Annotated in this window: 9 protein-coding genes; 4 read left to right on the top strand and 5 right to left on the bottom strand. The window is 62.2% G+C overall.

The features are described 5' to 3' along the window. The 3 genes from NEZ08_RS09860 to NEZ08_RS09850 all read left to right on the top strand — a co-directional run. On the top strand, nt 1-289 hold a 289-nt coding region (locus NEZ08_RS09860), incomplete at its 5' end, for an MBL fold metallo-hydrolase (RefSeq protein WP_298106429.1). A gap of 182 nt (nt 290-471) precedes the next feature. Then, the gene (locus NEZ08_RS09855) at nt 472-786 is read left to right on the top strand and encodes a hypothetical protein (protein ID WP_298106428.1); all 315 of its coding nucleotides are present in this window, start codon (nt 472-474) and stop codon (nt 784-786) included. Nucleotides 787-921: 135 nt separating this feature from the next. Beyond that, a complete protein-coding gene (locus NEZ08_RS09850; protein WP_298106427.1) occupies nt 922-1,707 on the top strand; it encodes a hypothetical protein in 786 nt (261 codons plus the stop codon). Between the two features lie 128 nt (nt 1,708-1,835). Here the strand turns inward: NEZ08_RS09850 and NEZ08_RS09845 are convergent, their stop codons facing one another. From NEZ08_RS09845 to NEZ08_RS09835, 3 genes are all read right to left on the bottom strand, one after another. Further along, nucleotides 1,836-2,933 (bottom strand): quinone-dependent dihydroorotate dehydrogenase, encoded by a 1,098-nt coding sequence (locus NEZ08_RS09845; RefSeq protein ID WP_298106426.1) that lies wholly within the window; start codon nt 2,931-2,933, stop codon nt 1,836-1,838. Next, a complete protein-coding gene (locus NEZ08_RS09840; RefSeq protein WP_298106425.1) occupies nt 2,930-3,274 on the bottom strand; it encodes a DUF952 domain-containing protein in 345 nt (114 codons plus the stop codon). Before NEZ08_RS09840 ends, NEZ08_RS09845 begins: the two co-directional genes overlap by 4 nt. 150 nt (nt 3,275-3,424) lie before the next feature. Beyond that, nucleotides 3,425-4,207: a class II aldolase/adducin family protein gene (locus tag NEZ08_RS09835; protein WP_298106424.1), complete on the bottom strand. Its 783-nt coding sequence runs from the start codon at nt 4,205-4,207 to the stop codon at nt 3,425-3,427. A gap of 204 nt (nt 4,208-4,411) precedes the next feature. On the opposite strand from NEZ08_RS09835, the gene NEZ08_RS09830 reads away from it, so the two are divergent. Beyond that, on the top strand, nt 4,412-5,341 hold the full coding sequence (locus NEZ08_RS09830) for a 2-dehydropantoate 2-reductase (RefSeq protein WP_298106423.1): 930 nt from the start codon (nt 4,412-4,414) through the stop codon (nt 5,339-5,341). Here the strand turns inward: NEZ08_RS09830 and NEZ08_RS09825 are convergent, their stop codons facing one another. Both NEZ08_RS09825 and NEZ08_RS09820 read right to left on the bottom strand, forming a co-directional pair. Then, nucleotides 5,342-6,976: a lysine--tRNA ligase gene (locus NEZ08_RS09825; RefSeq protein WP_298106422.1), complete on the bottom strand. Its 1,635-nt coding sequence runs from the start codon at nt 6,974-6,976 to the stop codon at nt 5,342-5,344. Nucleotides 6,977-7,410: 434 nt separating this feature from the next. Then, nucleotides 7,411-8,289, bottom strand: coding sequence for a transporter substrate-binding domain-containing protein (locus NEZ08_RS09820; protein ID WP_298106430.1), 879 nt, complete (start codon nt 8,287-8,289; stop codon nt 7,411-7,413). Nucleotides 8,290-8,530 lie beyond the last annotated feature (241 nt).

Raw genomic sequence — 8,530 nt, 5'->3', positions numbered from 1 at the left:
CCTCGGTTACCGGATCGAGGCGGAAGAGCGCATCATCGCCTATACGGCCGATACCGAATGGACCGAGACGCTGATTTCGCTGGGCCGTGATGCCGACCTCTTCATCGCCGAGGCCTACACCTTCGACAGGCCGGTCAAGAATCATCTCAGTTTGAAAGCGCTCGAGGCGCGCCTTGCCGATATCAGGCCGAAACGGCTGATCCTGACGCATATGAGCGACGATATGCTTGGAAGGCTGGGCAGCCTTGCCCACGAGACTGCGAGCGACGGGCTCGTGGTTTCTGTCTAGGCGCGCACCGATGAAGCCTGATGTCCGGTGCGGGAGAGAAGCGGACGGTCGCTCGTTTCCCGGGAATGTCAGCTGGTGACCGAAGCCGACATTCTTTGCCTTTGTTAAAAGCGTTTCGTTTCGTGATCTACTTGATTGATTGGATTCTCATACACAGTCAGAGCGCAAGGGTCATTTAGGTAATGCACTCAGCTAAATCGGACGTTGATCGCCATCAGATATCGTTGAGCGTCGTGGGCGTCATTTGCGGACTGATGGGCGGGGGGCTTTGTTCCCTGCTGGTGATGGCCGCCATTGGGCTTATTTACACTGGCGTCGAGCTCGTTCTCCCGGGTCCGCACGGCGCGAGGGGGCTGCTGGTATTCTACATTTGTCTGTATAGTGTATGGCTGCTGGTTACTTGGTACTTCGCCAGAAGGGTCGAACTGATCTTCTGGGCTCTTGCCATGTTTCCGTTGCCATCGCTTCTGATTGCCGTGTGGCTGATGGAACGCTAGCCGCACCATTCCCGCTTTTGACCCAAACCGGACCTTCCCGACCCATACAACTTGACGCAATCTGTTACTTTGTTCGGAAATTCTTCCCGTTAGGGGTAGAACGTGTTGGCTGCTTTTTTTTGCGGACGCGGATCGATGGGTAACGTCTACTTCCGACTTTTTCTGACCCAGCTTCCGCTCTACGCCTTCGTTGTTGGCTTCATTTGCGCGGCGTATTTCGCATTTCGCGGCCGGCGCTACATTGTTGCGCTCTGTTTGGTCGCGATAGCCGGTTTTCCGGCCGCGAGTTATCTCTATTCCTATGCCAACGGAAGATATTTAGCGCCTGCTGAGCGCAAGGTTGAGGTAGCGTCCTGGCGACGTGAGAGTATCACTCGTGATAGCAAGCCTCGTGTGTTCATCAGCACTTGGGGAACAGACGGAGTGGTGCCAAAGACCCTTGTGGTTCTCGGCCGTTTCGAAAAGGCCTACGGCCTTGTTGGTGACGATTGGTATTACTTTGAGCAAACACCGGGTTCCGTATGTGTTGATACACATTACGACAAGCGCATGCTTGATCGAATGCGCGGGGCCGTTCCTTGCGTGTCCGCGACAAAGACCGGGCGACGAAAGGCTTTTCGGCAGTTGAACATGCCGGAAATCGCAGAGCCCCACTTGCTGCTACTGGCCGATGCGGATGCTCCCTTACATCACGAAAGTGACACACGCGAGATTTTTGCGAGCAGCACCTTAGAACTGCGACACGTTTCTGACTCAGGCAACAAACTCGTCTCTTTCTGGGAAGCTCCGTATTTCGACGTTCCGGTATTTCCGCCGATCCTAATTCTGGGAAAAGGGTGGTTCCGGACGTCATTCGCGGCGGATCACGCTCCTCGGCCGGACGTCGTTAAGTTCGTACTGGATGCGCTCGGCGATACCTAGCGCATGGTTTCTTTCTTCCGCTGTTGGGCCCATCGCAGACATTCACTGGCGCGCCGGCGATGTCAGCTTCCGAAGGCAAAGCGGAGATAACTGCGCCTGCCCAGAAGACTTATGTATGAGTACGCGCCCTAGCTCACCGGCCAGTCCTCGGCCGTGATGGTGGCCGCATCGGCCCCGACGATTTCCGAAAGCGAGTCGCGCCCGGTGCGGAGCAGCGTCGAGGAAAGATCGCGCTTGATGTCCTCGACCAGACCAAGCCCCTTATAGACCAGCGCCGAATAAAGCTGGATCAGGCTCGCTCCGGCACGAATCTTGGTCAGCGCGCCGCCGCCGGAATCGATGCCGCCGACGCCGATCAGCGGAAATGCGCCCTCCGCCCTGACATAGGTTTCCGCCACCATCCGTGTCGACAGGCGGAACAGCGGCCGGCCCGACAATCCGCCGGCCTCCTTGGCGCGGTTCTGCTCGCGCAAGGTCGAGGGCCGTCCGAGCGTGGTGTTGCCGACGATCATGCCGTCGGCGCGGCGCGAGCGCGCGATGTGAACCACGTCGTCGAGGTCGGGGAGGCTGAGGTCCGGCGCGATCTTCAAGAGGACCGGCGAGTCGCCGGCGTTCTTGCGGACTCTCTCCCGCGCATCGATCACCCTCGCCAGCAGATCGTCGAGCGCGTCCGCCTGCTGCAGGTTGCGCAGGCCCGGCGTGTTGGGCGAAGACACGTTCACCGTGAAATAGCTCGCGACCGGCGCAAAGGTTTCGATCAGCTGCACGTAGTCTGCGGTGCGATCGGCGGAATCCTTGTTGGCACCGATATTGACCCCGACGATGCCGCCGAGATGGGCGCGCGCCGCAAGTCGCCGCAACACGATTTCAGCGCCGTCGCTGTTGAAGCCGAGGCGGTTGATCACGCCTTCATCCCGCTCCAGGCGGAAGATGCGCGGCCGCGGATTGCCGGCCTGCGGCCTCGGCGTCACCGTTCCAACCTCGACGAAGCCGAAGCCGAGGCGCAGCAGCGCATCGGCCACCTCGCCGTTCTTGTCGAAGCCAGCCGACATGCCGACCGGATTGGGGAAATTCAGGCCGAAGGCCCGTACGGCCAATTTTGCATCGTCGGCGCGCGGCTGACCCGGCGGCAGCAGCTTGAGGCCCTGCACGGCCAGGCGGTGTGCATCCTCCGGATCAAGCCAGCGCAAGAGCGGCAATGACACAGCATCGAAGGCGCGGATCACGGCTCAAGCTCCGGGATGTCGTGGGAACCGTCCGACCGCAGCTGTATCGACTGCACCGCAGTGACCGCCCCAAGATCAAGTTCGCCGTAGAGATGGGGGAAAAGCTCATCGTTGCGCGAGCGTTCCCACTTCAGCGCATCGCCAAGCGCGGCGGCCTCGACTGCCACCAGGAACAGGCCAGTCTGGCCGGCGAAGTGCTTCCGCGCAGTCTCTTCCACCTGCGAGGCGGTTGAGAAATGAATAAAGCCATCGCTGATGTCGACGGGGCTGCCCCTGAACACGCCCTGCCGCTCCGCTTCGCTCCAAGCCGAAGCCGGGCAGATCTTGTAGATCTTGCGCACGAAGGTTCTTGTTCCCCTTGGCCGCGCCCTTCGGCGCAGCTTAACTCTTCAATCAAAGCTCTGGCGGCCTGATTTCGCAGGGACGGCGGCAAATATCAAGCGGTCCGCCGCGCGGTCCACGTTCAAAAAGCGCCTGCCAGACACCCCACCTTACGTGGCGTAGTCCGGCTCCTTGCGGTCGAGGATGCGCTTGAGCGCCGCGAAATGCCGCTGGGCGGGAGACAGGCCGGTGTAGAAGGTATTGCCCCGCATCTCCTGCCGGGTCTTGTTGACCACCGGTTCCGGCAACTTCTTCAACGGTTGCCCGGTCCACATCGCGTAGATCTGCACCTGGGCTGCGCGCTCGATGTAATAGAGCTTGTCATAGGCATCGGCGATGGTTTCGCCGACCGTCGAGATGCCGTGATTGGCCATGAACAGGATGGTCTTGTCGCCGATGACCTTGGCCAGCCGCGCGCCTTCGGCCGGATCGAAGGCAGGCCCGGTATATTCGTCGTCATAGGCAATCTTTCCGGACATGCCGACTTCGGTCTGACCAATTTCCTTGATGCGGGGGTCTTCCAGCCGCGTCAGCGCGCTCGCAAACGGCATGTGGGTGTGAAACACCGCCTTGGCGTGCGGCAGCGCCTTGTGGATCGGCGCATGGATGCAATAGCAGGAACGCTCGACATCCCCCTCGCCGTGCTTGACCTCGGCGTCGTCGATGCCGACTTCCATGAAGCAGGAGGCTGTGACCTCCGACCAGTGCGTTCCGAACGGGATCTGGTAATAGCGATCGCTGCGGCCCGGCACCACGTAGGTCAGGTGGTTGAAAATGCCTTCGTTGAAGCCGTGCATGAAGGCGAGCCGGTGCGCCGCCGCCAGATCGATCCGGGCCTGCCATTGCTCGGCGCTGGTATCCGAAACCGCCTCCGGCGAAACCCTGTACTGCATGGCATCCTCCGCTTGGTTATTATCCTCCCGGCCCGTGTCGTTCGGGACCGATCGGGCCTGATTTTGCGCACTGATCGTAGTCCAGTTCGTCGGCGAGATCAGGTGAAATTGCCGCAGACCGGCCATCCCGCTTTGCAGTTTTGCGGCGTGGCGCTGCACCAATTCCGCGGGTAGCCTGCGGCAAAATCCCAGCGAGGCCCAGCCATGCCGCCAACAGCCGCCAGTCCCGAACGCCAGCGCATTGCCGTCATCGGGCTCGGCAGCATCGGCGGCGTGGTCGCCGGCTTGCTGGCCGCGGCCAGGCGGCACGACGTCACCGCCTGCGTCAGACGCCCGATCGAGCGAATGACCGTCGAGCGGACGGAAGGCGCCATCGAGGTTCCAATTCGGGCGCTGACCGATCCGTCCGGGGCGGAGCCGCAGGATTGGGTCCTCCTCTGCACCAAGGTCCAGGACACAGCATCGAGCGGACCTTGGCTGCAGCGGCTGTGCGGCCCGTCAACGCGGGTCGCGGCGCTGCAAAACGGCATCGGCCACATTGAGCGCCTTGCTCCTTCCGTCAGCGGCGCGACCGTGATTCCGACCATTGTCTATTACAACGGCGAACGCCTGGCGGCAGACCGGGTGCGCTACCGCCGCGGCGGCGAACACGATTTTGCCGTTGCCGACGGTCCGGACGGACAGGCGTTCGCTGCGCTGCTCGACGGCACGCCGCTGCGGACGCTTTTGAGTGAGGACTTCAGGACGCTGGCGTGGCGAAAGCTGCTCGTCAACGCCGTCGGCAATGCCGTCTCCGCGCTCACGCTGCAGCGGAACGCGGTGTTTCGGCGCGACGACGTTGCAGCACTTTGCCTGGCGCTGCTGGAAGAGGCCGCCGCCGTCGGACGCGCCGACGGCGCGCAGCTTGCAACCGACGAAGCGGCGCAGTCGATGGCGAGGCTCACAGCCATCCCGCCTGATGCCGGCTCGTCGATGTATTTCGATCGCCTTGCCGGCAGGCCACTGGAGATCGACGCGCTGACCGGTGCCGTGGTGGAAGCTGCGGAACGGCACGGCGTGCCGACGCCGCTGTTGCGCATGCTGCTCACGCTTGCACGCGCTGCAAGCACGTCTCCTGCGCCAACAGGTGCCTAACTAGGCCGACCGTGCCAACGCGCCGTCAATCATCGCGACCGCATTGGAGAGACCATAGACCGCGACGAACGAGCCGAAGCGCGGGCCTTTTTCCTGGCCGAGCAGCACCTGGTAGAGCATGTTGAACCAGTCAAGCGAGACGCCCGGCCGGCCGTCCTTGCCCTTCTTCACCGGATCGAGGAACGGCTCGCGGCGACCGATCTCGTAAACGACGTTCTGGATGTCTTCCGCCGTCGATTCGGCCGCCATATTGGCCAGCGCATCGCGCAGGTCCTGCAAGGCGGCGCGCTCGGCTTCCGTCGGCTCGCGGAATTTTTTCGTCGGCGCCACGAAGTCGCGATAGTAGTTGATGGCGTAGCCGACCATCGCGTCCAGCTTCGGATGAGTTTCCGGCGTCACGCCCGGCCGATAGCGCCCGATGAATCCCCACAGGGTCGAGGCATTCTCTGCATTCGATGACGACACCAGCGTCAGCAAAAGCTGGAACGTGACCGGCATGTCGGCCTTCGGCGGATGGCCGGCGTGGATATGCCACACCGGATTGCCGAGTTGCTGACGCGCATCCTGGCGCGGAAAGCCTTCGAGGAACTGCTGGTAGTCGTCGACATTGCGCGGGATCACATCGAAGTAGAGCCTCTTGGCCGCCTTCGGTTCGCGGTACATGAACAGCGACAGCGACTCGGGCGAGGCATAACGCAGCCACTCGTCGATGGTCAGCCCGTTGCCCTTCGATTTCGAGATCTTCTGACCCTTCTCGTCGAGGAACAGCTCGTAATTGAAGCCTTCCGGCGGCGTGCCGTCCAGCGCAGCGCAGATCTTGCCCGACAGCTTCACGGAATCGATCAGGTCCTTGCCAGCCATTTCGTAGTCGACGCCGAGCGCGGCCCAGCGCATCGCCCAATCCGGCTTCCATTGCAATTTGCAGTGGCCGCCGGTGACCGGAAGCGTGACGCGCTCCCTGGTCTCCGGGTCGTCATAGGAGATGGTGCCGGCCTTGCTGTCATGCGCCGTGATCGGCACGTAGAGCACCGCGCCGGTGCGCGGGCAAATCGGCAGAAACGGCGAATAGCTGGCGGCGCGTTCTTCGCGGAGTGACGGCAGCATGATTGCCATCACCTTCTCGATCCGCTCCAGCATCAGAAGCAGCGTCGCGTCAAAGCGTCCAGACGTGTAGTAGTCGGTCGAGGAGGCGAACTCGTAATCGAAGCCGAAGGTGTCGAGGAAGGCGCGCAGCCGCGCATTGTTGTGCGCGCCGAAACTCGGATGGGTGCCGAAGGGATCCGGCACCCTGGTCAGCGGCTTGCCGAGATGCTCTGAGAGCATCTCCCTGTTCGGCACGTTGTCCGGCACCTTGCGCAGGCCGTCCATGTCGTCGGAGAAGGCAAGCAGGCGGGTCTTGATCTTGTCCTCGGTCAGCACGCGGAAGGCGTGGCGCACCATGGTGGTGCGCGCGACCTCGCCGAAGGTGCCGATATGCGGCAGGCCGGACGGACCGTAACCGGTCTCGAACAGCACCTCGTCCTTTGGTTTCCTTTTCAGCCGCGCCACGATGGCTTTCGCCTGCTCGAACGGCCAGGCGTTGGATTGCTCGGCGACCGCACGCAGGTCGCTGGGGCTGACATCGAAGACGGACATTTAGGACTTTCTCCGGATCGCGGAAACTAGCGATTTAATCGCGGAAACTAGCGATTTCGCATCAAAATGCAAAAATGGCCACAAACCGTGGTCGGCCCGGCCACCAACGGGTCGCGAAAGCGCGCCCGATGACAGGCTCGGCGCGAGCCGGGACCCGTAACCACAGGTGGAATAGCTTTGCTACTGCTGGAGCACCAGCCTGCGCAACAACGGGCGTTCGTGGTCATGGGTCCCGCTTTCGTGGGCCGACCACGGATCGATGAACAGCCCTCGTGCCCACTTTCCGAAGTTCGTGTTACACCTCAGCACCCACTTTCACGAAATTCGGAAAGTCATGGGCACCAGCTAATTTACTGATTCGAGTACCGCTTTATCGATCTGAACTCCCTAATCGAATTCACCGCTTGGGGTGCAGGAACTTCAGATCGACGGTACTAGAATGGACTGACTGAGAAATAGCGCAGCCACAGGTCGGTATAGCGGCCCTTTTCCCAGAGCCGGAATAACGCCCAGTTCAGTGCGTGCCGCAACAGATCGTTGCCCTTGCGCACCGCAATCCCGACGCCCTCGCCGAAATAGCGGCTTTCGACAAAAGGCCCGCCCGAGAACGTGCAGCAGTCGCCGGAATCCGTGCCGTTGATCCAGAAGGCGAGCGAGATCGCGTCGCCGAAAATGAAATCGACTTCCCCGCGCCTCAAGGCGGCCCGCAGCGCCTCGTCGTTCGGATAGGAGTGCAATTCCGCATCCGTGAACATCGCCTTCAGGTACGCCTCGTGCGCAGTGCCCGCGACCACGCCGACCTTCCGGCCCTCGAGGAATTCGGGACGCACTTCGCGCATCACCGAGTCCTTCCGCGACACGAAGCGCGCCGGTGCCCGGTAATAGGGATCGCTGAAGTCCAGCCGCGCGCGCAGCTGCGGCGTCACCGCGAGCGAGGCAATGATGGCATCGCCCCGGTTGCTGGTGATCGCATCGACCAGCGTCTCGAAGCGCCGCATCTGGATCGTGCAGGTGACCTTGATCTCGTCGCAGATCATCCGCGCCAGATCGACGTTGAAGCCTGCGGGGTTGCCGTCCGGGCCGGTGAAATTGAAAGGCGGGTAGTCCGTCTCGGTCAAGAACCGGATGACGGTCAGACGCGACAGATCCGGCCGTTCGGGGCGTCGCCGCGGGTCCCAGAAGCCTGGGACCGCCTGGGGCCCGGGCTCGGCCACCGGCTTTGGAACGGCTGGACCGGCAGCGGCCGGAGCCCGGGTTGCGGCTGCGGCTGGTCCCTTCTCGCCCTCGGCCCGGGCTGGGCCGCCCGCGAGCATGAGCGCCACCGCTGCCGCAGCGGCAAGCCGGAGGGCCTTCGGCGCGGCGCTGGTCGCCCGTCCGCTAAAAATCGTCTGGTCAGACTGCATCGGTTACAGATTTTCGCCGAAATCGGAGGCGTTATAGACCGATATGATCACGAAAGCGAACGGCGCTGCGCCGGCTCCTAGTGTGTCGGTTCCGAAGTTCGTGTTACGCCTCAGCACCCACTTTCACGAACTTCGGAAAGTCATGGGGAGC

Source organism: Bradyrhizobium sp. (assembly GCF_027451485.1).
In the GTDB taxonomy this organism is placed as follows: domain Bacteria; phylum Pseudomonadota; class Alphaproteobacteria; order Rhizobiales; family Xanthobacteraceae; genus Bradyrhizobium.
The sequence above is the reverse complement of the archived record's forward strand: the minus strand, read 5'-3'. Positions and strand labels throughout refer to the sequence as shown.

What these genes read in the sequence shown, in the direction of transcription:
- NEZ08_RS09835 (WP_298106424.1), bottom strand. Translation starts at nt 4,207, where the DNA reads ATGCAGTACAGGGTTTCGCCGGAGGCGGTTTCGGATACCAGCGCCGAG.
- NEZ08_RS09820 (WP_298106430.1), bottom strand. Translation starts at nt 8,289, where the DNA reads ATGCTCGCGGGCGGCCCAGCCCGGGCCGAGGGCGAGAAGGGACCAGCC.
- NEZ08_RS09825 (WP_298106422.1), bottom strand. Translation starts at nt 6,976, where the DNA reads ATGTCCGTCTTCGATGTCAGCCCCAGCGACCTGCGTGCGGTCGCCGAG.
- NEZ08_RS09855 (WP_298106428.1), top strand. Translation starts at nt 472, where the DNA reads ATGCACTCAGCTAAATCGGACGTTGATCGCCATCAGATATCGTTGAGC.
- NEZ08_RS09830 (WP_298106423.1), top strand. Translation starts at nt 4,412, where the DNA reads ATGCCGCCAACAGCCGCCAGTCCCGAACGCCAGCGCATTGCCGTCATC.
- NEZ08_RS09850 (WP_298106427.1), top strand. Translation starts at nt 922, where the DNA reads ATGGGTAACGTCTACTTCCGACTTTTTCTGACCCAGCTTCCGCTCTAC.